Here is a 22,772-nt window from a genome sequence, read left to right as displayed (position 1 = left end):
ATTGGGATTGCTGGGATAAAGATGCGAAAGTATGGGGTATTCAGGGGTTTGAGTCAATAATTGCGCCCCCGCCACGACCATCTCCCCGAGGCCAGGGATGAGGCTGCTGCGCTCCACCGCCATCGTCAGCTCGATGACTTTCCTGTCGCGGCTCACCGGCTTCGTCCGCGACGTGGTGTTCGCCCGCGCGTTCGGCGCCAGTCCGGCGATGGACGCCTTCCTGGTCGCCTTCCGCATCCCCAACTTCCTGCGCCGGCTGTTCGCCGAGGGCAGCTTCTCGCTGGCCTTCGTGCCGGTGCTGGCCGAGTACCGCGAGAAGCACGACGCGCTGGCGCTCAAGGAGCTGATCGACCGTGTCACCGGCAGCCTGGCCGGCGTGCTGCTGGTCATCACCGGGCTCGGGATGCTGGCGGCGCCATGGGTGATCGCGGTGTTCGCGCCCGGCTTCGCCTGGGGCGAGTACCAGCACCGGCTGGCCAGCGAGCTGCTGCGGATCACCTTTCCCTATCTGTTCTTCATCTCCCTGACCGCGCTGGCCGGCGGCATCCTCAACAGTTTCAACCGCTTCGCGCTGCCGGCGGTGACACCGGTGCTGCTCAACCTGTCGATGATCCTCGCGGCGCTGGGGCTGGCGCCGCGGATGGACGAGCCGGTCGAGGCGCTGGCCTGGGGGGTGCTGCTGGCCGGCGTGCTGCAGTTCGCGGTGCAGGTGCCGGCGCTCAAGCGCCTGGGACTGCTGCCGCGCCCGCGCTGGGGCGGCACGCACCCGGGCGTGCGCAAGATCATCACGTTGATGCTGCCGACCCTGTTCGGCTCCTCGGTGGCGCAGATCAACCTGCTGTTCGACACCCTGGTCGCCTCGCTGCTGATTTCCGGCAGCGTCACCTGGCTGTATTACAGCGACCGCCTGCTGGAATTCCCGCTCGGCATGTTCGGCGTGGCGATCGGCACGGTGATCCTGCCGCACCTGTCGCGCCAGCACGCGGTCACCGATCCGGAGGGCTTCTCGCGCGGCCTGGACTGGGGGCTGCGCAGCTGCCTGCTGATCGGCGTGCCGGCCAGTCTCGGGCTCGGGCTGGCGGCGCAGCCGCTGTTCGCCGCGCTGTTCCAGTACGGCGCCTTCACCGCCGAGGACGCGCGGATGGCGGCGTTGAGCCTGACCGCGCTGGCGGTCGGCCTGCCGGCCTTCCTGCTGGTGAAGGTGCTGGCGCCGGCGTTCTACGCCCGCCAGGACACCCGCACCCCGGTGAAGGCGGCGGTGGTGTCGCTGCTGGTCAACGCCGCGCTGACCGTGATCTTCCTTGCCGGCCTGCTGTGGCTGACGCCGCTGGGCGCGCAGGCGCGGGCAGAGGGGGGCGGGCTGGTCGAGGCGCTGGCGCGGATGCCGGGCGCGCACGCCGCGCTCGGACTGGCCAGCGCGCTGGCGGGCTGGGTCAATGCCGGGCAGCTCTGGCTGCGGCTGCGCCGCGAGGGTGTGTTCCGCGCCCAGCCGGGCTGGCGTGCGTTCGGCTTCCGGCTGGCACTGTCCGGTGCGGTGATGACGGTGGCGGTCCTGGCGCTGCTCGCGGCCTGGCCGGAGTGGGGCGGCTGGACGGTCTGGGAGCGCATCGCGCGGCTGGCGGTGCTGGTCGGCGGTGCGGCGGCGCTGTTCTTCGCGGTGCTGTACGGCAGCGGCTTCCGGCGCCGGCATCTCGGCTGATGTTGCAGTGCAGCTATACTCGGCCGGATATGAGCAGGCTGTTCCGTGACGTCGATGGCGGGTCGCTGAGCCCGCGCGGCAGCGTGGTCTGCATCGGCGCATTCGACGGCCTGCATCTCGGGCACCGGGCGCTGGTGGGCCACGTGATCGCGCGCGCGCGCGCGGCCGGGCTGGATGCCGCGGTGGTCAGCTTCGAGCCGTTGCCGCGAGAATTCTTCGCCGGCGACAGCGCACCGCCGCGCCTGAGTCTGCCGCGCATGCGCCATGCCGGGCTGGTGGCGCTGGGGGCCGACCTGGTCGGGCTGCTGCGCTTCAATGCCGCCTTCGCGGCGATGACGGCGCGCGAGTTCGTCGATCGCGTGCTGGTGCGCCGGCTGGCGGCGCGCGAGGTCTGGGTCGGCCCGGATTTCCGCTTCGGCCGCGGACGCGAGGGCGACGTGGCGGCGCTGGAGGCGTTGGGGTGCGAGTCCGGCTTCACCGTCGCATCGATCGCGCCGGTGCAGGTCGATGGCGAGCGTGTCTCGGCGACCCGCATCCGCGAGTTGCTGGCGCGGGGCGATCTGGCCGGCGCGGCCCGCCTGCTGGGGCGGCCCTACAGCATCGAGGGGCGGGTGGTGCGTGGCCGCCAGCTTGGCCGCTCGCTGCGTTTTCCCACCGCCAACCTGCGGCTGGCCGGCAAGCGCCCGCCCTTGAGCGGCGTGTTCGCGGTGCGCGTGCATGGCATCGGCGAGGCTGCGCGGCCAGCCGTGGCCAGCCTCGGCACCCGGCCGACCGTTGCCGGCGTCGAGCCATGGCTGGAAGTGCACCTGTTCGACTTCGACGGCGACCTGTATGGCCGCCGCATCGAGGTGGAATTCGTCGCCAAACTGCGCGACGAGCAGAAGTTCCCCGACCTGCCCACCCTGGTGGCGCAGATGGATCGCGATGCCGAGCGTGCGCGGCAGATCCTCCGCACGGCCAACGACAGCGAGCGAAAGAGCGCGTGAGCAAGGACTACAAGCACACCATCCACCTGCCGGCCACCGGGTTCCCGATGCGTGGCGACCTGCCCAAACGCGAGCCGGTGATGCTCGCCGCCTGGGAAGACACCGGCCTGTACCGGCGCATCCGCGAGAAGGCCAAGGGCCGGCCGCGCTTCGTGCTGCACGACGGCCCGCCCTACGCCAACGGTGCGATCCATATCGGTCACGCGGTCAACAAGATCCTCAAGGACGTGGTGGTGAAGTCTCGCCTGCTGGCCGGCTTCGATGCGCCCTACGTGCCCGGTTGGGACTGCCACGGCCTGCCGATCGAGCACGCGGTGGAAAAGAAGTACGGCAAGGTCGGCGACAAACTCGACGCCGCCGCCTTCCGGGCCAAGTGCCGCGAGTACGCCGCCGAGCAGATCGACGGCCAGCGCAAGGACTTCAAGCGGCTGGGCGTGCTGGGCGACTGGGACAATCCCTACCGCACGATGGACTTCCGCTACGAGGCCGACATCGTCCGCGCGTTGGCGAAGATCGTCGAGAACGGCCACCTCACGCGCGGCGTCAAGCCGGTGCACTGGTGCTTCGACTGCGGCTCGGCGCTGGCCGAGGCGGAGATCGAGTACGCCGACAAGACCTCGCCGGCCGTGGATGTCGCCTACGACGCGCTGGCGCCGGAGGCGCTGGCGGCGAAGTTCGGCGTCGAGGCGCACGATGCCGTCGTCGCCGTGCCGATCTGGACCACCACGCCGTGGACGCTGCCGGCCAGTCTGGCGGTGACGCTCGGCGCCGAGCTCGACTACGTGCTGGTCGAGGGCCCGCCTCGCGCCGGCAGGCGCGTGCTGCTGGTGCTGGCGGCCGACCTCGCCGAGGCCGCGCTCAGGCGCTATGGCGTCGAGACCGTGACCGTGCTCGGCCGCGCCAAGGGCGCGGCGCTGGAGCTGTTCCAGTTGCACCACCCGTTCTACGAGCGGGTGGTGCCGGTGATCCTCGGCGAGCACGTCTCGGCCGAGGAGGGCACCGGCGCCGTGCACACCGCGCCCGGCCACGGCCAGGAGGATTTCGCGGTCGGCCTCAGGTACGACCTGATCGCCTCGCTGCCCGCGGCGACCGTCAATCCGGTCGACGGCAACGGCATCTATCTGCCGGGCACGCCGCTGTTCGAAGGCCAGCACATCTGGAAGGCCAACGCCGCCATCGTCGAACTGCTGCGCGAGCGCGGCCGGCTGCTCGCCCATGCCGAGATCCGCCACAGCTACCCGCACTGCTGGCGGCACAAGTCGCCGGTCGCGTTCCGCGCCACGCCGCAGTGGTTCATCTCGATGGACAAGGCCGGGCTGCGCGCGGACGCGCTAAGGGAAATCGCCCGCATCGGCAGCGAAGGCGGCTGGTACCCGGCCTGGGGGCAGGAGCGCATCACCAAGATGATCGAGGGCCGCCCCGACTGGTGCATCTCGCGCCAGCGCACCTGGGGTGTGCCGATCGCGCTGTTCATCCACCGCACGACCGGCGAGCCGCATCCGCGTTCGGTCGAACTGATGCGCCAGGTGGCCGACCGCATCGAGCGGTCCGGCATCGATGCCTGGTACGCGCTCGACGCCGCCGAACTGCTCGGCGCCGAGGCCGGCGACTACGAGAAGGTCACCGACATCCTCGATGTCTGGTTCGACTCCGGCGTGACCCACGAGGGCGTGCTGGCCGCGCGCGGCCTGGGCAAGCCGGCCGACCTCTACCTCGAAGGCTCCGACCAGCATCGCGGCTGGTTCCAGAGCTCGCTGCTGACCGGCGTGGCCATCGATCGCGCCGCGCCGTACCGACAGTGCCTGACGCACGGCTTCACCGTCGACCAGCACGGCCGCAAGATGTCCAAGTCGGTCGGCAACGTGGTGGCGCCACAGCAGGTGATGGACGCGATGGGCGCCGACGTGTTGCGCCTGTGGGTGGCCGCCACCGACTACCGCAACGAGATGTCGGTGAGCGACGAGATCCTCAAGCGCACCGCCGACGTCTACCGCCGCATCCGCAACACCGCGCGCTTCCTGCTCGGCAACCTGGCCGGCTTCGACCCGGCCAGGCATCGGGTGAAGCACGAGGACATGGTGCTGCTCGACCGCTGGGCCGTGCATCGCGCCCACGAGCTGCAGCAGAAGATCGTCGCCGCCTACGAGCGCTACGACTTTGCCGAGATCGTGCAGGGGGTGGTGAACTTCTGCAGCGTCGATCTGGGCGCGCTGTACCTGGACATCACCAAGGACCGGCTCTACACCATGCCCGAGAACAGTCCGGGCCGGCGCTCGGCGCAGACCGCGATGTTCCATATCGCCGAGGCCTTCGTGCGCTGGATCGCGCCGATTTTGAGCTTCACCGCCGACGAGATGTGGGGTTACCTGCCTGGCGGGCGCGAGGAGAACGTGCTGTTCACCACCTGGTACGAGGGGCTGGCGCCGCTGCCGGCGGATGCCGTGCTGTCGGCGGCCGACTTCGATACGCTGCTGGCCCTGCGTGACGTGGTTTCCAAGGTGCTCGAACCGATGCGTGCCGGCGGCGCGATCGGCGCCTCGCTGGAAGCCGAGGTCGACCTGTATGTCGACGATGCCACGCTGGCGCGGTTCGGCACGGTCGCCGGGGAGCTGCGCTTCCTGTTCATCACCTCCAGGCTCGACCTGCACCCAATCTCGGCCAGGCCTGCCGAAGCCGTGCGCGGCGAGGGTGGAGAGGTGTGGGTCCGCGCCCGCGCCAGCGACCACGGCAAATGCATCCGCTGCTGGCACTATCGCGCCGATGTCGGGTCCAACCCGGAGCACCCGGAAATCTGCGGCCGCTGCGTGGAGAACGTCGAGGGCGCCGGCGAAGTCCGCCGCTGGTTCTGATGAAGATGGCAAAACCCAACGCATTGCCCTGGCTGTCGCTGTCCGCGCTGGTGATCGCGCTGGACCTGTGGACCAAGCACCTGGCGCTGGCGCATCTGGAGTACCACCGCCCGGTGCCGTTCATCGACGGCCTCTGGAACTGGACGCTGACTTTCAACACCGGCGCGGCGTTCAGCTTCCTGGCCGGTGCCGGTGGCTGGCAGCGGTGGCTGTTCACCGTGCTGGCGGTCGGCATCAGCAGCCTGCTCGTGTTCTGGCTGGCGCGCACCCCGCGCGGCGACTGGCGCACGGCGCTGCCGTTCGCGCTGGTGATCGGCGGCGCGCTCGGCAATCTGCACGACCGTCTGCGCTGGGGCCATGTGGTCGATTTCGTCGACTGGCATTACGCCGGCTGGCACTGGCCGGCCTTCAACCTGGCCGATGCCGCCATCGTCGCCGGCGCCATCGGCATCGCCCTGTTCGGCCTGATACCGCGCAAAGGAGGACAATGAGCGGCATGGACATCCTGCTCGCCAACCCCCGCGGCTTCTGCGCCGGCGTCGACCGCGCCATCGAGATCGTCAAGCGCGCCATCGAGACGCTCGGCGCGCCGATCTACGTGCGTCACGAGGTCGTCCACAACCGCTTCGTGGTCGACGACCTCAGGCAGCGCGGCGCGATCTTCGTCGAGGAACTGGACGAAGTGCCCGATGGCGCCACGGTCATCTTCTCCGCCCACGGCGTGTCGCAGGCGGTGCGCCGGGAAGCCGCGCGCCGTGGCCTGAAGGTGTTCGACGCCACCTGCCCGCTGGTGACTAAGGTGCACCTGGAGGTCGCCCGCCAGTGCCGCGCCGGCCGCGACATGGTGCTGATCGGCCATGCCGGCCACCCCGAGGTCGAGGGCACGATGGGGCAGTGGGATGCGCAGTCGGGCGGGGGCCGCATCTATCTGGTCGAGGATCTCGACGACGTCGCCGCCCTGGAGGTGGCGCAGCCGGACAATCTCGCCTACACCACCCAGACCACGCTGTCGGTGGACGATACCCGCGGCATCATCGAGGCGCTCAAGGCCAGGTTCCCGGCGATCCAGGGGCCGAAGAACGACGACATCTGCTACGCCACCCAGAACCGCCAGGACGCGGTGCGCGTGCTGGCCGGGCAGTGCGACCTGGTGCTGGTGGTCGGCTCGAAGAACAGCTCCAACTCCAACCGCCTGCGTGAGCTGGCCGAGCGCGAGGGGGTGCAGGCGCACCTGATCGACGGTGCCGAGCACATCGACCCGCGCTGGCTGGAGGGCAAACGCGCGATCGGCGTGACCGCCGGCGCCTCCGCCCCCGAGGTGCTGGTGCAGGGCGTGATTTCCCGCCTGCAGCAGCTCGGCGCCGGTGCCGTGCGCGACCTCGACGGCAAGCCCGAGGACATGGTCTTCGCCCTGCCCAAGGAGCTGCGCATCAGCCTGGTGAATTGACCCGCTTCGGGGGCGGGCCTAGAATTCCGCCCTTCGCCGGAATAGCTCAGTTGGTAGAGCGGCGCATTCGTAATGCGTAGGTCGCAGGTTCGACTCCTGTTTCCGGCACCAGCCGCAAGCAAAGGCCCGCCGTCTGGCGGGCCTTTGCTTTTGGTGCGCCCGTGCCGGGCGCACCAAAGAAAACCCGGCCTTGTGGCCGGGTTTTTCGCATCTGCTACAAGCCCGCCGCTGCCTTGAGCGCAGCGACCCCTTGTGGGGTCATTGGCACGGCGTCGTCCGGGATGACGACCTCGGGGAGAGGCTCCATCTCCAGGACGCCGCAGCGCACTGCCTCGCGGCCGATGGCCCGGTGGATCACCTCCACCAGCGACAGTCCAGGGTTGCCCCGCTTCAGGCATTCGGCGAGGCGGGGGTCGATCTTGATGGTCATGTTCATTGGGGGTATGGGAAATTCAAACGCCCTTTCTCGACAGTCTGTCGGGTAGGCGGGGGGTCACGCAAGCGCCGGCTCGGGCGCGAACCGGACGCTCGCAAAGGGGATTTCGGCGTAACGCGGACCCGCTCCCTCGCCATCCACGGCCGTTTCGCGCCAATTCCCGACAGCCGGCCGAGCGCAGCCATGCGGCTGGTGCTGGTCGCCGCATCAAACGAGTTGGGACGAGTTGGCGATTACACGGCCACGACCGGTGGCCCGCGCGGCGGCGGAACCAGTGCCGCCAGCTTGGCGATGACAAATCGGCAGGATTGCCGATTTGGACGACCGCAGGTCGCCCGCAGGGTGGCGCACAGGGATGTGCGCCATCAAGTCCACCGGCTCGAACTCCACGTGCGTGGTGCCGTTGCGCCACGGCGTCTTGAACGCGTAGGTGATGTTGGCCTCTGCCTCCTCGATGCCGATGGCCGGCCTGCGGGCCTGGTTCGACACCGCAGACGGCCCGCGCGCCTTCCCCCTGGGCGCCCTGCCGGCGCATGCCCCGGCCTGCGCGCTGACCGTGCACAAGAGCCAGGGCTCGGAATACGGGACGGTGGCCGTACTGCTGCCGGACGACCCCCAGCACCCGCTGCACTCGCGCGAGCTGCTCTACACCGCCGCCTCGCGGGCCCGCCACGCACTCACCCTGCACGCCAGCGAAGCGGTGCTGCGCGCCGGCATCGAAAGGCCGGTACGGCGCAGCGGCGGCCTGTTCGAGCGGCTCACGGCAGCCCTGGGCGGGCCCGCGGCAGGTGCTGGCGCCTGAAGCCAGCCAGGGCCTTCTTCAACTCCGCGCCAGCTCGGAAAGCCTGTCCAGCGCTGCCAGCACCACCGCGGGTGGCAGGCGGCACACACTCCGGAGTTCGCCCTGCGCCATGGCCGCAGAAACGGCATCGGCCCAACTGCTGCCGGCTTCCGGTCTGGGGGGTAAAGCCCCCGGCACTCCCTCCCAGCCCACCCAGGCATCCCGTCCGCACTGCTTGGCCACATACAGCCCCAGGTCAGCCAGGGCCACCGCCTCGTCCCAGGTCAGGTTGCCCTCCCCAGCCCAGGGCAAGGGGAGAAAACCGATGCAGCAGGTCCGCTGCAGGTGCTGCCCATCCGGGAGGAGGAAGGGCGTGTCCGCCACCGCGCGACGCAGACGCTCGGCGATCTCCGGCGCCTCGTCACGGCGGGCATCGCGCACCACCACCAGGAACTCCTCGCCGCCCCAGCGCACCAGCAGGTCGGAAGCGCGGAACAGCTCGCGCAGGCGGCGGGCGAACTCCACCAGCACGGCATCGCCGGCGGCATGGCCATGCTGGTCGTTGACCTCCTTGAAGCGGTCGATGTCGATCAGCAGCAGCACCAGATCGAGCGCCTCCGTGGCCGGCACCCGCTCGCGCAGGCGGACATTGCGGGCCAGCTCCGCCGGCATCTCGGCGGCAAGGAAGCGGCGGTTGCGCAGGCCGGTGAGCGGATCGGTGAGGCTGGCCTCCTGCAAGGCCTGGGTCTTTTCGGCGAGGGCCGCCAATGCCTCTGAAAGCGCTGCCGTTCGCTCACTCACCCGTTGCTCCAGCCACTCGCGGGCTGCCAGCAGGCGTGCAGTACGCCAGCGCACCAGCCCCCACAGGAGCCCGGCAAGCAGCAGCACGCCACCGCCCCAGACCACAGGACGCTGCCACCACAAGGGCGGGACCGTCAGGTAGAGCACCCGCGTCTCCCCTTGCCAGGCTCCGGAGCGGTCACTCACCTCCACTTCCAGCCGCCAGCCGCCGGGGGCCCGATGGCCAAAGCCGATGAAGCGCTGGCCCGGCGCCAGTTCGCGCCAGGGCCCCTCCGGACCGAGCCGGTAGCGGTAGCGGACCAGCCGCCCGGCCACCAGGTCGGTACCGGCAAAGGCAATTCCCAGGCTGTCGAAGCCGGCCGGCAAATCGAGCCGCGCCTGGGTGGCACCGATCGGCCGCGGCTCACCGTCCACCCAGAGCCGGGTCCAGACGAGCGGTGGAGGCCGCGCGTCCGGCGTGAACAAGCCGGGGTCTGCCAGCAGCAGGCCCTCGTTGCCACCAAAAACGAAACGGCCATCGCTCAGCCGGGCATAGGAACGAAACCAGCCGGTACCGATGTCGACGCCATCGGACGGATACAGTCGGTGCATCGCATCCCGCGCCGGGTCGTAGACGAAACGCTGGGTCCAGATCCGGCCGCGGGCGTCGGCAAGCAGGTTGGCCCCGAAAGCCGACTCGCCGAAGCCCAGGCGCTGGCTGACCGGGTCCACGGTCACGACGTTCCCCTCGACCACGTCCACCCGCAGCAGGCCGTCGGCATCGATCCACCAACCGCCACGGCCATCGCGTCCCAGACCGAGCACATTGCGCGAGGGCGGCACCCGGCCATCCGCCAGGCGCAGTTCCAGCGGCCAGAGCAGGCCAGAGCCAGCCTCGAGGCGAAACAGCCCGACACTGGTGCCCACCCACCACTCGCCCGGACCATCGGCCCGCTCGATGGCGTTCACCGTAGCCCCGGCAGTCCTGCTGTCTGCCCGTTGCATCCGCCGGAGACGGTCTTCGGCATCGAGGTGGAACAGGCCGTCGCCGGTGGCAATCCACAGCCCGCCTGCGTCATCGGCCACCAGGCGCCGGGTGGTGGTGGCTTCGGGAAAACGCTCGGCCAGTACCGGACGCAGGTGCGTGGCCCCGGGCCGGCGATGGAACAGCCCGCGGTCGGTGGCCAGCCACAGGCCGCCCATGGAATCCTCGAGCAGGGCCGAGGGCAGCCGGCTCGCCTGCTCCAGCGCCGGGCCCAGGCGCTCCACGATGCGCAAGCCGGTATCGAAGCGCACCACGTCTTCATTCGCCACTCCGGCCCAGAAGCCGCCATCCCTGGCAGCAGCCAGGGCCACCACACTCAGGCTGCGTAGCGGCGCATCTGCGGCAAGATCGATGCGCCGGGACAGCAGGGCGCGGTTCAGCGGGTTGCTGCGCTGCAGCCCGCCGCCGAAAGTCCCCACCCACACCCAGCCCGCTCGATCCTGCTGCAGGGCCCGGATCTCCGCATTGGCCAGGCTGCGCGGGTCTTCCGGACGGTGGCGGTGGCTGGCCAGCAGTTTCCGGGTGGCGAGATCGAACACTTCGATGCCGCCGACATGGGCCAGCCAAAACGTGCCATCGCTGGGCGCCAGCGCCGAGAGCAGCACCGCTTCCGTGAGACGCTCGGCCTGCCAGCCACCACGGCCATCCGGAGCCAGGCGCACCGTGCCGGTGCGTTGTGCACCCACCCAGACGCTGCCGTCCGGAGCCACGGACAGGCCACGGATGCGGTCGGCTTTCACCGCGCGTCCGGCGGCATCCACCAGCGGCACTGACTCGGGCCGCTCCTGACCAGGGCGCAAACGCGCCAGCCCCTGCCAGGTGCCGATCCACAGGCTGCCATCCGGCGCGGCTGCCAGTGCCGCGATGCGATCGTCGCGCAGCCCATCGCCGGCATCGTCATCGGCCATCAGCCGCTGAACCACCCCATCGGGACGCACCGACAGCAGGCCCTCGCCGGTCGTTCCCAGCCAGATCCGGCCCTCCGCATCCTCAGCCAAGGCCCGCACGGCTGAGGCCGTGCCAGGCTGCAAACCGGTATGCATCGCGGTGAAGCGGCCGGTGTCGGGGTCGAGCACGGAGACACCATCGGCCTCGGTCCCTACCCAGAGTCGGTTGCGGGAATCCACCAGGAGGGCACGCACCAGATTGCCGCTCAGGCCTTCGACACCCGGTTCACCGCGGCGGAAGCGCTGGAAATCCACCCCATCGAAGCGCACCAGGCCATCCATGGTGCCGATCCAGAGCAGGCCGTTGTGATCCTCGGCCAGCGAGGTGACCACACCATCCGGCACGCTGACCGGGTCGCCCACCCGCTCGAAGCCAGCGGAAGCGGAAAGGGCCGGCGTGGATGGCAGGCCAGCGAAAGCCAGCGGCATGGCGGCGAGCAGCAAGAGCAGGAACGCGACAAGAAGACGACCCGCGCCTCCCATCCCTCTCCCTTGCACTCGCCTCATCCACATGTCCTCACGGTCTGCCGGAGGGCCGGCTGGCCCAGTCTAACCGGAAGCAAAAACGCCTCATCGGCGAAACGCAAGCCTGCCCAAACCTGCTGCCCCATGGCTTCCTGCGCGCCCAGTGGTAAGCCCGGCCATGATCCGGGCATGAAGAACGGGCGCTCGCGAGGGCACCCGTTCTGCGTTTGACACCCTGGGATTGGCGCGCCCGGAGGGATTCGAACCCCCGATCAATGGCTTCGGAAGCCACTACTCCATCCGGGTGAGCTACGGGCGCGAAGTATGAGTACAGGTAGTTCAAACGCTCTTTTCGGGCAGTCTGTCGGGTAGGCGGGGGCGCGCAAGCGCCGGTTCGGGCGCGGACCGGACGCTCGCAAGGGGGGATTCCGGCGCGACGCGGACCCGCTGCTTCGCAAGCCACGGCCGTTTCGCGCCAATTCCCGACAGCCGGCCGAGCGCAGCCATGCGGCTGGTGCTGGTCGCCGCATCAAACGAGTTGGGACGAGTTGGCGATTACACGGCCGCCGCCGGCGGCCCGCGCGGTCGGGGGCGGCAGTGCGCCTGCTCCAGCGCGCCGTGCTTCTCGAAATGGTCGAGGATGGCGCGGATGGCCTGCGGCTCTTCGACGCTGGCGACGATCTTCACCTGGCTGCCGCAGTGGACGCAGGTTTCCATGTCGATACCGAAGACGCGCTTGAGCCGTTGCGCCCAGGTCATCGCGCGGCGTTTCTCGTCGGGCGTTCGGTCATCCGGGTTGGTGGCTTCACTCGCCGCATTGCAGCCTTTGCCGCGATGCGCGGGCGTGAGTTGCGCGCGCAAGTTCGCGTTCGGGGCAAAGATGCCGTGGAAGCGGGTCAGGTGCGCGCGCGGCGGTGGGATCAGCGCCGCCAGTTTGCTGATGAACTCCACCGGCTCGAACGCCACGTGTGTGGTGCCGTTGCGCCACGGCGTCTTGAGCGCCTAACGCACCCGGCCCTGCAGCGAGATTGATAGTCGCTGCTCACTGATCGCCGGGCGCGTGATGTTGCGGCACAGCTTTTCCAGCTTGTGGCTTTCGTGCGCCTCAGCCGCCACGGGGTGCGCGAAAAGGCAAGCGCGGCTGGGGCGCGGCCGGCAAGGTGATCGTGTTCGGGATCATCAAGCGCAATGGCCGGGTCAAGGCCATGCCGATCCCGGCGCACGACCGCCGATCGATCATGGAGAAGATCGACGTCCACACCCGCGAGGGCGCGTTGTACTACACCGACGAATGGCAGGCCTACGCCACCCTGAAGCTGCGCGGCGAGCACGTGATGATCCGCAAGGAGAAGGGCCGACCGGTCGGGCGCGACCACATCAACGGCATCGAAGGTTTCTGGAGCTACGCCAAGAATTGGCTGTATCCGTACCGCGGCGTGCCCTGGCAGTACTTCCATCTGTACCTGGGGGAAGTTTGCTACCGTTACAACCATCGGGACGAAGACCTCAAACCCCTGCTTTCAAGGCTTGTGAGGGGTACTTCGATCCAGCAACTCAAGCCAACTTTGGTCCGGAAAGGCTAGGAATTACCTTGCTTTTTCGCGTCCATCCGCGTCTCGCCGGCTGCGACGGCGCGCGGTTAACCTAGCCGTCCTTCCCTTCACGGACGAGTCGCGTGCGATGGCCAAGGCCAAGACCGCCTATGTCTGCTCCGAGTGCGGAGCCTCCTTCAACAAGTGGCAGGGCCAGTGCGGCGAGTGCGGGGCCTGGAACACGCTGTCGGAATTCGTGGTCGAGCCCGCTGCGGCCGCCGGCAGGCCGGCCGTGCGCCACGGTTCCTGGGCGGGACGCGTCGACGGCGAGGCGATCACCCCGCTGTGGGACGTCGGTCAGGCGGTCGAGCAGCGCCTGTCGACCGGCATCGGCGAGCTGGACCGGGTGCTCGGCGGCGGTCTGGTCGAGGGCTCGGTGGTGCTGGTTGGCGGCGATCCGGGCATCGGCAAGTCGACCTTGCTGCTGCAGGCGCTGGCGTTGATGGCGGCACGGGTGCCGGCGCTGTACGTCACCGGCGAGGAAAGCCTGGCGCAGGTCGCCGGCCGCGCGCAGCGGCTCGGCCTGCCGCTGGACAAGCTGCATGCGCTGGCCGAAACCTGCGTGGAGAAGATCCTCGCCAACGCGGCCAGGGCGACCCCGGCGCCGCGCCTGCTGGTGGCCGATTCGATCCAGACACTGTGGAGCGAACTGCTCACCGCCGCGCCCGGTTCGGTGAGCCAGGTGCGCGAAAGCGCGGCGCGGCTGGTGCGCTTCGCCAAGGAGACCGGCACCAGTGTGTTCCTGGTCGGCCATGTCACCAAGGAGGGCGGCATCGCCGGCCCGCGCGTGCTCGAGCACATGGTCGATGCGGTGCTGTACTTCGAGGGCGAGTCGGGCAGCCGCTTCCGCGTGCTGCGTGCGTTCAAGAACCGCTTCGGTGCGGTCAACGAGCTGGGCGTGTTCGCGATGGGCGACAAGGGACTGCGCGAGGTGCCCAATCCGTCGGCGATCTTCCTCTCCGGCAGCCGCACGGCGCAGCCCGGCAGCGCGGTGATGGTGACCCGCGAAGGCACCCGGCCGCTGCTGGTGGAGGTGCAGGCGCTGGTCGACCAGAGCCCGCTGGCCAATCCGCGTCGCGTCGCGCTCGGCCTGGAGCAGAACCGGCTGGCGATGCTGCTGGCGGTGCTGCATCGGCACGGCGGTGTCGGTGTGTTCGATCAGGACGTGTTCGTCAACGTGGTCGGCGGCATCCGCCTGCAGGAGACCGCCGCCGACCTGCCGGTGCTGCTGGCGGTGCTGTCCTCGCTGCGCGACCGACCGCTGGCGGAGAAGACCGTCGCCTTCGGCGAGGTCGGTCTGTCCGGTGAGATCCGCCCGGTGCCCAATGGCGAGGAACGGCTGAAGGAAGCCGCCACGCACGGTTTCAGGCGCGCCATCGTGCCGCGCGCCAACGCGCCGAAGCAGGGCGCGTTCAAGGGCATGGAGGTGATCGCGGTCGAGCGTTTGGCGCAGGCGCTGGAGGCGGCCGAGTGAACCAGCGCGATCACTGGTTTTCCGTCGTGCTGCCGTGCTGCGGCCGGATGCGCACCAGCCGGATCACGTTGTCGCGCACCAGCTCCAGCCGCATGTGCAGGCCCTCGATCTCAAGCTCGTCGCCGGGCTGGGGCAGGGCTTCCAGCCGGCTGACGATCAGGCCGCTCAGGGTGTTGGCGTCCTCGGTCGGCAGCTCCCAGCCCAGCCGCCGGTTGAGGCTGTGCACGGCGATACGGCCGTCGACCAGCACGCTGCCGTCGGGCTGGTGCTCGATGCGGCGGGTGTTGGCCTTGGGCTCGGTGGTGAACTCGCCGACGATCTCTTCCAGGATGTCGGCCAGGGTGATCAGGCCGACCAGGTCGCCGTACTCGTCGACCACTAGCGCCAGTCGCCGGCGCTGGCGCTGGAACTCGACCAGTTGCTGCGGCAGGCGCGTGCTCTCCGGGATGAAGTAGGGTTTGCGCAGGCGCGACTCGATCAGCGCCGGGGTGAGCGGCGTGTCGCCGCGCAGGTCGAGCATGGAGCGCAGGTTGAGGATGCCGACCACCTGGTCGATGGCGCCGCGGTAGACGATGGCGCGGCTGTAGGGGAAGCGCGCCAGTTCCTCGCGCAGCGCCTCGGGGTCGCTGTCCAGGTCGATCCCGCGCAGTTCGTTGCGCGGCACCATGATGTCCTCCACCCGCACATCTTCCAGCGCCAGGATGTTGAGGAACATCCGGCGGTGGCCCTCGGGGATCAGGCTGCCGCCGTGTTCGAGCAGCACACGCAGCTCGTCCTGCGACAGGTGCGCGTCGCTGCGCTCGCCGCCGCGGTGGCCGAACAGGCGCAGCACGCCGTTGGCCATCAGGTTGATGACGCGGACGATCGGGTAGCTCCCCTTCAGCAGCGGCCAGAGCACGTAGGGCGCGGTGAGCGCGATGCGCTCGGGGCGGAACGCGGCCAGCGTCTTGGGCGCCACCTCGGCGAAGATCAGCACCACGACGGTCAGAAACACCGTGCCGATCAGCACGCCGGCCTCGCCGGCGATGCGGATGAAGGCGATGGTGGTGACCGCCGAGGCCAGGATGTTGACGAAGTTGTTCCCGAGCAGGATCAGGCCGATGAGCCGGTCGGGCTGCTCCAGCAGCGCCTTGGCGAGGCGGGCGCCGCGGTGCCCCTCGTCGGCGAGGTGCAGCAGGCGGTAGCGGTTGACCGACATCAGCGCCGTCTCCGAGCCGGAGAAGAACGCCGAGAAGAGCAGCAGGACGCCGAGGGCGCCGAACAGCAGACTGAGCGGGATGTCGTCCATGGGAAGGCGCCGGACTCAGCCGCGGCGCAGCAGGATCTCCAGCACGAATTTGGAACCGAAGAAGGCCAGCCCGAGCAGGCACATCGCCAGCAGGGTCAGCCGCACTGCACGACGCCCGCGCCAGCCATAACGCCAGCGGCCGAGCAGCAGGCCGCCGAACACCAGCCAGGCCAGGGCCGACAACACGGTCTTGTGCGCCAGGTGCTGCGCGAGCAGGTCCTCGACGAACAGCACGCCGCTGACCAGTGCCAGCGTGAGCAGGCCGAAACCGGCGCCGATGGTCCGGAACAGCAGCGTCTCCAGTTGGGTCAGGGGCGGCAGGGCGCGCAACAGGCCGGTGAAGCGGCGCTGGCGCAGGGCGTGCTCCTGCAGCCAGAGCAGGATCGCCAGCAGGGCGGCGAGGGCGAGCGCGGCATAGGCCAGCAGGGCCAGGAACGCGTGCAGCTGGATCCGCCAATCCATCGCCACGACGCCGGAGCGGCCGAACAGGGCGTAAAGCAGCAATGTGGTCGCGGCGATCGGGAAGACCACCACGCCCAGCGCATCCAGCCGGCGCGAGAACGGTGCCAGCAGGGTCAGCGCCGCCATGCCCAGGCCGACCAGCGACAGCGCGGCAAAAAAGTGCAGGTCCGGAGCGCCGGCCACGCGCCAGGCGTCGCCATGGACGGCGAAATGGAGCAGGGTGCCGATGCCGCCCACGAACAGGCCGGCGTGCCCGGTCTCGCCGGGCCGGTAGACATGCCGGATCAGGCGCAGGGTGGCGATCAGGTAGGCCGCGATGGCGGCGAAGGCGGTCATCATCGCGCCGAGTTTGGCATGACCGCGTTTAACGGCCAATCGGGCCCGGCCGGCGACGAGCTCGGAACCGCCACCAGAAAGGTGGGAAGAGTCGGGCGCGATATACTGCGCGATCCTGCTTTCCTGCCGTGCTTTTCCCCATGTTCGAATCGCTCACCCAGCGCCTGTCCGGCACCATCCAGCGCCTGCGCGGCCGCGGCCGCCTGACCGAGGAGAACATCCGCGAATCCCTGCGCGAGGTGCGCATCGCCCTGCTCGAGGCGGATGTGGCCCTGCCGGTGGTGCAGGCGCTGATCGAGCGCATCAAGGTGCGCGCGGTCGGCCAGGAGGTGCTCAAGAGCCTCACCCCGGGCCAGGCACTGATCAAGGTCGTCCGCGACGAGCTGACCGCGGTGATGGGCGCGCAAGCGTCCGATCTGAACCTGAATGTGCCCGCCCCCGCCGTCGTGCTGATGGCCGGCTTGCAGGGCGCGGGCAAGACCACCACGGTCGGCAAGCTGGCCAAGCACCTCAAGGAGCGCCGCAAGAAGAAGGTGATGGTGGTCAGCTGCGATGTGTACCGCCCGGCCGCCATCGCCCAGTTGCAGACACTGGCCGAGCAGGTCGGCGTGCTGTTCCACCCGTCCGAGCCGGGCCAGCGGCCGGAAGCCATCGCCCGCGCCGCCATCGAGGCCGCGCGCAAGCAGTTCGTCGACGTGCTGCTGGTCGATACCGCCGGCCGCCTTGCCATCGACGAAGCGATGATGGCCGAGATCCAAGCGCTGCACGCCGCCATCGACCCGGTCGAGACGCTGTTCGTGGTCGACGCCATGACCGGCCAGGACGCGGCCAACACCGCCAAGGCCTTCGCCGAGGCGCTGCCGTTGACCGGCGTGGTGCTGACCAAGACCGATGGCGACGCCCGTGGCGGCGCAGCGCTCTCGGTGCGCTACATCACTGGCCGGCCGATCAAGTTCATCGGCGTGGGCGAGAAGCCGGACGGGCTGGACGTGTTCCATCCCGACCGCATCGCCAGCCGCATCCTCGACATGGGCGACGTGCTCTCGCTGGTCGAGCAGGTCGAGCGCGACGTCGACAAGGAGAAGGCCGCCAAGCTGGCCGAGAAGGTCGCCAAGGGCAGGAAGTTCGACCTCAACGACATGCGCGACCAACTCGAGCAGATGCAGAATCTGGGCGGCCTCGCCGGCCTGATGGACAAGCTGCCGGGTATCGGCCAGGTGCCCGAGCACCTCAAGAACCAGATCACCGGCAAGGAAGTGCCGCGGATGATCGCCATCATCAACTCGATGACGAAGAAGGAGCGCCGCCATCCGGCGGTGCTCAACGGCTCCCGCCGCGCCCGCATTGCCCGCGGCTCCGGCACCACCCCGGCCGACGTCAACCGCCTGCTCAAGCAGTTCCAGCAGATGGAAAAGATGATGTCCAAGCTGTCCGGCGGCGGTCTCAAGGGTCTGATGCGGGGCATGAAGGGCATGATGGGCGGGCGCGGGCCGGGCCGCTTCCCCTTCCGCTGACCGGTCTCTCCGCGGAGCGGCGCCTGCCGCACGGGGATTTCAATTTCCAGGACAAGGGGTTAGAATTCCCCATTCACTGCGCCCCGCCCTTGGGGCGGTTGGCCTTACCGAGAACTACAGAGCAAACCGACATGGTCAAGATCCGTCTGACCCGCGGCGGCGCCAAGAAGCGCCCCTTCTACCACATCGTGGTCACCGACCAGCGCAACAAGCGCGACGGTCGCTCGATCGAGCGCCTGGGGTACTACAACCCGATCGCGTCGGGCAACGAGAAGCGCGTCGAGCTGGACACCGAGCGCGTCAAGCACTGGGTAGGCCAGGGCGCGCAGCTGACCGACAAGGTCCGCGAGCTCTACAGGGAAGCCTCGCGCCAGGCCGCGGCCTGAGCCTTCCCGGGCCTGCGCCCCGCGCAAGCCTGATGTCGATGGACGCCACTGAGCGCCGCATCCTGCTGGGCAGGGTCGTGGGCTTGTTCGGCGTGCGCGGCGAGCTCAAGCTCGAGTCGTACACCGACCCGCGCGACGCCATCTTCCGCTACCAGCCCTGGACCCTGCGGTCCGGGGCTGGCGAGCATCCGGCGGCCGGCGTCACCGGACGCGACAATGGCCGCAACGTCATCGCCCGCTTCCCCGGCATAGCAGACCGCGACCGGGCCCAGGCCCTGATCGGGGCCGAGATCTGGGTGTCGCGCTCGGCATTGCCACCACCCGGGCCGGGCGAGTATTACTGGGTCGATCTCGAGGGCTTGGCCGTGTCCACGGTCGAGGGCGTCGAGCTCGGTACCGTCTCGCACCTGTTCGCCACCGGCGCCAACGACGTGATGGTGGTGCGGGGCGAGCGCGAGCGTATGGTTCCCTTCGTGATCGGCGACTATGTGAAGTCGGTGGATCTCGAGGCCGGCCGGATCGTGGTCGACTGGGATCCGGAGTTCTGAACGGGCGGGTTCGGGTTGGCCGTCCGGGCACGGGAAATTCGGAAACCGGAGAAGCGTCGGAGTGCTTCGGGCAAAGCGCTTGCGTGACCGATCCCGGGCGTTCGGGATTGGGCGGCTGCATGCTGGCCCGCCGCGACGGCCGCGGCGAGTGCGGCCTGTGATCTCGCTCGGAGGGCGGCTGTCCGATCGAGCACGCGAGCTGCGTCGCCTGTTTGTTTCCGAAGCCATGGGGCGAAGCTCTCCCTGCGAGTCCGGCTGATGCGCATCGACGTCGTCACCCTGTTTCCCGACTTCATCCGCCAGTCCGCCGAGCTGGGCGTGGTCGGCCGCGCCGGCGAGCGCGGGTTGATGCAGGTCGCGTGCTGGAACCCCCGCGACTACGCCACCGACAATTACCGCCGGGTCGACGACCGGCCGTTCGGTGGCGGGCCGGGCATGCTGATGCTGATCGACCCGCTGCGCGCCTGTCTGGCCGCAGCACGCCAAGCGGCGCCCGAGCCGGCGCCGGTGATCTACCTCAGCCCGCAGGGCGAGCGGCTGACCCAGCGCAAGGTGCGGCAACTGGCCGCCCTGCCGCGGCTGATCCTGTTGTGCGGCCGCTACGAGGGCATCGACGAACGCCTGGTCGCGTCCGAGGTGGATGAGGAGCTGTCGGTGGGCGACTACGTGCTGTCCGGGGGCGAGCTGGGGGCGGCCATCGTCATCGATGCGGTCGGCCGGCTGCAGGAGGGGGCACTCCATCATGCCGAGTCGGCGACCCAGGACAGTTTCGAGGACGGCCTGCTGGACTGCCCCCATTACACCCGCCCGGTCGAGCATGAATTGGGCACGGTGCCCGAAGTGCTGCGTTCGGGCGACCACGCCGCGATCGCCCGCTGGCGGCGCCAGCAGGCGCTGGGCCGGACCTGGCTGCGACGCCCGGACCTGCTCGCCCGAATCAGCCTGTCCAAGGCCGACCAGGCCCTGCTGGAGGCCTTCAGGCGGGACTGGCTGGCCAAGCTGGGCGAAAAACCGTCCAAGCCCTAGCATCGGTAGAAGTTTTCCCGCTATAATGCGCGACTTTCCGACGCGCACGCGTAACCCAGAACAACATTCACGGTCGGTGCAATCATGAATCTGATCCAGCAGTTCGAAGCCGAGCAGATGCAGCGCAAGCTGCCGGAGTTCGGCCCAGGCGACACCGTCGTCGTCAACGTCAAGGTGAAGGAAGGCAACCGCGAGCGCGTCCAGGCCTACGAGGGCGTGGTCATCGCCAAGAAGAACGCCGGCCTGAACTCGGCTTTCACCGTCCGCAAGATCTCCCACGGCTTTGGCGTGGAGCGCGTGTTCCAGGCGTTCAGCCCGATGATCGATTCGGTGCAGGTCAAGCGCCGGGGCAAGGTCCGTGCCGGCAAGCTGTACTACCTGCGCGGCCTGGAAGGCAAGAAGGCACGCATCAAGGAAGACCTCAACTACAGCGCCTCGGCCGAATAAGCCGACAAGGCAGCGCTCTCGGACGGCCGCCCTCGGGCGGCCGTTCGCGTTTGGGGCGGCCGGCGCGGACGGTGCACGCCTGCAGGCGCGGGCTCTCCCGTGAGCCGGTCAGGCGAGCGAAACCGGGTGCAACTGCGGCAGGGCGACCGGCCGTGGCGTGGCAGCGTGGCGCGAAGCCGCGCCGGTGCTGGCGCAACAACCCCACGCGACGCAGCGGCGGTGCTGCCGGCCGCCGGCTTCGAGCGCTACGGCCCCGGCCGTGGTGATCTCGATCCCTCGAACCGCCCGGCGCGGACCCGCATGCCGGCGCGTATGGGAAGGGAGCGGCGACCTGCCTTCGCCTCCTGCCCCGATGGCAGGCCGAGCCCCGACGTTTCCGACCTTTCTGTAACAATCCACGCGGCATCATTCGCACTTTCCCGATCTGGAGCGGTCATGCGCGTCACCCTGTTCGGCACGGGCTATGTGGGCCTGGTCACCGGCGCCTGTCTGGCGGAAGTGGGCAATCAGGTGTGCTGTGTCGATATCGATGCCGCCAAGATCGCGCGCCTGAACCGCGGCGAAATCCCGATCCACGAGCCGGGCCTGGAGGACATGGTCCGCGCCAACCGTGCCGCGGGCCGGTTGAACTTCACCACCGACGGACGGGTCGGCGTCGCGCACGGCGAGATACTGATGATCGCGGTCGGCACGCCCCCCGACGAGGACGGCAGCGCCGATCTGAGCCACGTGCTGGCCGTGGCGCGCACCATTGGCCGTCATCTGACGGATCCGGCACTGGTGGTCAACAAGTCGACCGTGCCGGTGGGCACGACGGCCCTGGTGCGCGAGACCATCGCGGCCGAACTGGCCGCGCGCGATGTCACGATCGATTTCGATGTGGTTTCCAACCCCGAGTTCCTGAAGGAAGGCGATGCGGTCAAGGACTGCATGCGGCCGGATCGCATCGTGATCGGCGCCGACAGCGCCGGCGCGGTCGAGCTGCTCAAGCGGTTGTACGCGCCGTTCAATCGAAACCACGAGCGCATCGTGACGATGGACCCGCGTTCGGCCGAACTGACCAAGTACGCTGCCAATGCGATGCTCGCCACCAAGATCTCCTTCATGAACGAAATGGCGAACATCGCCGAGCGGGTCGGCGCCGACATCGAGATGGTGCGCCGGGGCATTGGCTCGGATCCGCGGATCGGCCATCACTTCATCTATCCCGGCGTCGGCTATGGTGGCTCGTGTTTCCCCAAGGACGTGCAGGCACTCGGGCGTACGGCACGCGAGCACGGTTACGAGCCGCGCATCCTCGATGCGGTCGAGGCGGTCAACCGGCGCCAGAAGGACAAGCTGTTCGAGCTGATCGCCCACCATTTCGGCGGCCGGCTGTCCGGCCGCACCATTGCGGTGTGGGGGTTGGCTTTCAAGCCCAACACCGACGACATGCGCGAGGCTCCCAGTCGCGCGCTGCTGCAGCGGCTGTGGGAGGCCGGCGCGAAGGTGCGCGTCTACGATCCCGAGGCGATGGACGAGGCGCGCCGGATCTTCGGCGCGCGTGCCGATCTGGCACTGTGCGACAGCGCGCAGGCTGCCGTCGATGGCGCCGATGCGCTGGCGGTGGTGACCGAGTGGAAGGCGTTCTGGAGTCCGGACTTCGTCGCGCTGCGCGAGCGCCTGCGTGAGCCTGTGATCTTCGACGGCCGCAACATCTACGACCCCGCGCAGGTCGAGGCGGCCGGGCTGGCCTATTACGGCATCGGGCGCGGGCGTTCGCTGCGCAGCGGCTGACGCGCGGCGGGCGGCCGGTATGCCTTTGCGCCGTCGCGCACGGCATGCAGAATACGACCGCCCCCGACAAAAAACCGTAGAGTCCTGCCCGCCCACGACATTGACGTAGGCGATGGCAGTCCCGTTGTCCCGCGCACGCTCGGCAAGGAGCGCATCGCGCTCGGCATGCTTGTGGCGTTCGAAAGGCGAGGCGTTCGGCACGAGCACCAGGCGCGCACCCGCCGCGGTGGTCTCGGCCATCGGCTCCAGACCCCACAGGTCCTGGCAAATCAACAGGCCAATTGGAACCGGGCCGACCTAGCAGCTTGTTGAAATTCTCCCGCGCCAGAGCTTGCTTTCAAGCCCTCTGTTTGCGATATCGACCTCAGCCATAGTGGAGGGCGTGGGATGCGCGGTGCAGACGTCACTCAGGAGTCGTTGTTCACGGTCGCCAAGCTTGCCGACTTCGTCCCGGCGAACCATCCGCTCCGATCCATTCGGGAGCTGGC

At 69.2% G+C, this 22,772-nt stretch carries 17 protein-coding genes, 2 tRNA genes and 3 pseudogenes; 15 read left to right on the top strand and 7 right to left on the bottom strand.

Annotated features, from left to right (window positions below):
- Positions 1-97: 97 nt before the first annotated feature.
- The 6 genes from murJ (at position 98) to HNQ58_RS07450 (ending at position 7,092) form a co-directional block, all read left to right on the top strand.
- On the top strand, positions 98-1,699 hold the full coding sequence (murJ, locus tag HNQ58_RS07475) for a murein biosynthesis integral membrane protein MurJ (RefSeq protein WP_183948286.1): 1,602 nt from the start codon (positions 98-100) through the stop codon (positions 1,697-1,699).
- A gap of 29 nt (positions 1,700-1,728) precedes the next feature.
- Positions 1,729-2,685 carry a bifunctional riboflavin kinase/FAD synthetase gene (locus HNQ58_RS07470; RefSeq protein ID WP_183948285.1) on the top strand — a complete coding sequence of 319 codons (957 nt, stop codon included), beginning with the start codon at positions 1,729-1,731 and terminating at the stop codon, positions 2,683-2,685.
- The gene (gene ileS / locus HNQ58_RS07465) at positions 2,682-5,534 is read left to right on the top strand and encodes an isoleucine--tRNA ligase (RefSeq protein WP_183948284.1); all 2,853 of its coding nucleotides are present in this window, start codon (positions 2,682-2,684) and stop codon (positions 5,532-5,534) included. Before HNQ58_RS07470 ends, ileS begins: the two co-directional genes overlap by 4 nt.
- Entirely contained in the window at positions 5,534-6,025 is a 492-nt protein-coding gene (gene lspA / locus HNQ58_RS07460) for a signal peptidase II (RefSeq protein ID WP_183948283.1), read from the top strand. Before ileS ends, lspA begins: the two co-directional genes overlap by 1 nt.
- Before the next feature lie 5 nt (positions 6,026-6,030).
- Entirely contained in the window at positions 6,031-6,981 is a 951-nt protein-coding gene (ispH, locus tag HNQ58_RS07455; RefSeq protein ID WP_183948282.1) for a 4-hydroxy-3-methylbut-2-enyl diphosphate reductase, read from the top strand.
- Positions 6,982-7,016: 35 nt separating this feature from the next.
- Positions 7,017-7,092: transfer RNA gene (locus tag HNQ58_RS07450), tRNA-Thr, on the top strand.
- Positions 7,093-7,195: 103 nt separating this feature from the next.
- Here the strand turns inward: HNQ58_RS07450 and HNQ58_RS07445 are convergent.
- Positions 7,196-7,411, bottom strand: a complete 216-nt coding sequence (locus tag HNQ58_RS07445) for a hypothetical protein (RefSeq protein ID WP_183948281.1) — start codon at positions 7,409-7,411, stop codon at positions 7,196-7,198.
- Positions 7,412-7,850: 439 nt separating this feature from the next.
- Here HNQ58_RS07445 and HNQ58_RS07440 point away from each other — a divergent pair, with 439 nt between their 5' ends.
- Positions 7,851-8,219: an ATP-binding domain-containing protein gene (locus HNQ58_RS07440; protein ID WP_183948280.1), complete on the top strand. Its 369-nt coding sequence runs from the start codon at positions 7,851-7,853 to the stop codon at positions 8,217-8,219.
- A gap of 18 nt (positions 8,220-8,237) precedes the next feature.
- On the opposite strand, the gene HNQ58_RS07435 is transcribed toward HNQ58_RS07440, so the two are convergent.
- The 3 genes and pseudogenes from HNQ58_RS07435 to HNQ58_RS07425 form a co-directional block, all read right to left on the bottom strand.
- Positions 8,238-11,399, bottom strand: a complete 3,162-nt coding sequence (locus HNQ58_RS07435) for a diguanylate cyclase (protein ID WP_183948279.1) — start codon at positions 11,397-11,399, stop codon at positions 8,238-8,240.
- Positions 11,400-11,677: 278 nt separating this feature from the next.
- Positions 11,678-11,754: transfer RNA gene (locus HNQ58_RS07430), tRNA-Arg, on the bottom strand.
- 236 nt (positions 11,755-11,990) lie between these two features.
- Positions 11,991-12,551 (bottom strand): annotated as a pseudogene (locus tag HNQ58_RS07425) (transposase); the annotation flags it as partial.
- Positions 12,552-12,565: 14 nt separating this feature from the next.
- On the opposite strand from HNQ58_RS07425, the pseudogene HNQ58_RS07420 reads away from it, so the two are divergent.
- Positions 12,566-13,018 (top strand): annotated as a pseudogene (locus HNQ58_RS07420) (IS1595 family transposase); the annotation flags it as partial.
- Between the two features lie 97 nt (positions 13,019-13,115).
- Entirely contained in the window at positions 13,116-14,501 is a 1,386-nt protein-coding gene (gene radA, locus HNQ58_RS07415) for a DNA repair protein RadA (RefSeq protein WP_183948277.1), read from the top strand.
- 10 nt (positions 14,502-14,511) lie between these two features.
- Here radA and HNQ58_RS07410 read toward each other — a convergent pair whose 3' ends face one another.
- Both HNQ58_RS07410 and HNQ58_RS07405 read right to left on the bottom strand, forming a co-directional pair.
- On the bottom strand, positions 14,512-15,789 hold the full coding sequence (locus HNQ58_RS07410) for an HlyC/CorC family transporter (protein ID WP_183948276.1): 1,278 nt from the start codon (positions 15,787-15,789) through the stop codon (positions 14,512-14,514).
- A gap of 15 nt (positions 15,790-15,804) precedes the next feature.
- A complete protein-coding gene (locus tag HNQ58_RS07405; RefSeq protein ID WP_183948275.1) occupies positions 15,805-16,590 on the bottom strand; it encodes a cytochrome C assembly family protein in 786 nt (261 codons plus the stop codon).
- A 137-nt stretch (positions 16,591-16,727) separates the two neighbouring features.
- On the opposite strand from HNQ58_RS07405, the gene ffh reads away from it, so the two are divergent.
- The 6 genes from ffh to HNQ58_RS07375 all read left to right on the top strand — a co-directional run bounded on the left by ffh (position 16,728) and on the right by HNQ58_RS07375 (position 22,284).
- Entirely contained in the window at positions 16,728-18,101 is a 1,374-nt protein-coding gene (ffh, locus tag HNQ58_RS07400) for a signal recognition particle protein (protein WP_183948274.1), read from the top strand.
- A 131-nt stretch (positions 18,102-18,232) separates the two neighbouring features.
- Positions 18,233-18,487, top strand: coding sequence for a 30S ribosomal protein S16 (gene rpsP / locus HNQ58_RS07395; RefSeq protein ID WP_183948273.1), 255 nt, complete (start codon positions 18,233-18,235; stop codon positions 18,485-18,487).
- A gap of 38 nt (positions 18,488-18,525) precedes the next feature.
- A complete protein-coding gene (rimM, locus tag HNQ58_RS07390; RefSeq protein ID WP_183948272.1) occupies positions 18,526-19,035 on the top strand; it encodes a ribosome maturation factor RimM in 510 nt (169 codons plus the stop codon).
- A 258-nt stretch (positions 19,036-19,293) separates the two neighbouring features.
- Complete coding sequence (gene trmD, locus HNQ58_RS07385) at positions 19,294-20,061, top strand: tRNA (guanosine(37)-N1)-methyltransferase TrmD (protein ID WP_183948271.1); 768 nt, start codon at positions 19,294-19,296, stop codon at positions 20,059-20,061.
- Between the two features lie 84 nt (positions 20,062-20,145).
- Complete coding sequence (gene rplS, locus HNQ58_RS07380; protein WP_183948270.1) at positions 20,146-20,508, top strand: 50S ribosomal protein L19; 363 nt, start codon at positions 20,146-20,148, stop codon at positions 20,506-20,508.
- Positions 20,509-20,943: 435 nt separating this feature from the next.
- Positions 20,944-22,284 (top strand): UDP-glucose dehydrogenase family protein, encoded by a 1,341-nt coding sequence (locus HNQ58_RS07375; protein WP_183948269.1) that lies wholly within the window; start codon positions 20,944-20,946, stop codon positions 22,282-22,284.
- A gap of 69 nt (positions 22,285-22,353) precedes the next feature.
- Here the strand turns inward: HNQ58_RS07375 and HNQ58_RS13395 are convergent.
- A pseudogene (locus tag HNQ58_RS13395) lies at positions 22,354-22,572 on the bottom strand (NAD+ synthase); the annotation flags it as partial.
- Positions 22,573-22,772: the final 200 nt, after the last annotated feature.

This window comes from Rehaibacterium terrae, assembly GCF_014202935.1.
GTDB lineage: Bacteria > Pseudomonadota > Gammaproteobacteria > Xanthomonadales > Xanthomonadaceae > Rehaibacterium > Rehaibacterium terrae.
Note: the sequence above shows the minus strand (reverse complement) of the source record. Positions and strands in the feature narration are given on the sequence as shown.

Coding starts and splice junctions, on each gene's coding strand:
- trmD (WP_183948271.1), top strand. CDS start 19,294: ATGCGCATCGACGTCGTCACCCTGTTTCCCGACTTCATCCGCCAGTCC.
- HNQ58_RS07445 (WP_183948281.1), bottom strand. CDS start 7,411: ATGACCATCAAGATCGACCCCCGCCTCGCCGAATGCCTGAAGCGGGGC.
- rplS (WP_183948270.1), top strand. CDS start 20,146: ATGAATCTGATCCAGCAGTTCGAAGCCGAGCAGATGCAGCGCAAGCTG.
- HNQ58_RS07470 (WP_183948285.1), top strand. CDS start 1,729: ATGAGCAGGCTGTTCCGTGACGTCGATGGCGGGTCGCTGAGCCCGCGC.
- ffh (WP_183948274.1), top strand. CDS start 16,728: ATGTTCGAATCGCTCACCCAGCGCCTGTCCGGCACCATCCAGCGCCTG.
- HNQ58_RS07410 (WP_183948276.1), bottom strand. CDS start 15,789: ATGGACGACATCCCGCTCAGTCTGCTGTTCGGCGCCCTCGGCGTCCTG.
- HNQ58_RS07435 (WP_183948279.1), bottom strand. CDS start 11,399: ATGCCGCTGGCTTTCGCTGGCCTGCCATCCACGCCGGCCCTTTCCGCT.
- ispH (WP_183948282.1), top strand. CDS start 6,031: ATGGACATCCTGCTCGCCAACCCCCGCGGCTTCTGCGCCGGCGTCGAC.
- HNQ58_RS07440 (WP_183948280.1), top strand. CDS start 7,851: ATGTTGGCCTCTGCCTCCTCGATGCCGATGGCCGGCCTGCGGGCCTGG.
- HNQ58_RS07375 (WP_183948269.1), top strand. CDS start 20,944: ATGCGCGTCACCCTGTTCGGCACGGGCTATGTGGGCCTGGTCACCGGC.
- lspA (WP_183948283.1), top strand. CDS start 5,534: ATGAAGATGGCAAAACCCAACGCATTGCCCTGGCTGTCGCTGTCCGCG.
- rpsP (WP_183948273.1), top strand. CDS start 18,233: ATGGTCAAGATCCGTCTGACCCGCGGCGGCGCCAAGAAGCGCCCCTTC.
- rimM (WP_183948272.1), top strand. CDS start 18,526: ATGGACGCCACTGAGCGCCGCATCCTGCTGGGCAGGGTCGTGGGCTTG.
- murJ (WP_183948286.1), top strand. CDS start 98: ATGAGGCTGCTGCGCTCCACCGCCATCGTCAGCTCGATGACTTTCCTG.
- radA (WP_183948277.1), top strand. CDS start 13,116: ATGGCCAAGGCCAAGACCGCCTATGTCTGCTCCGAGTGCGGAGCCTCC.
- HNQ58_RS07405 (WP_183948275.1), bottom strand. CDS start 16,590: ATGATGACCGCCTTCGCCGCCATCGCGGCCTACCTGATCGCCACCCTG.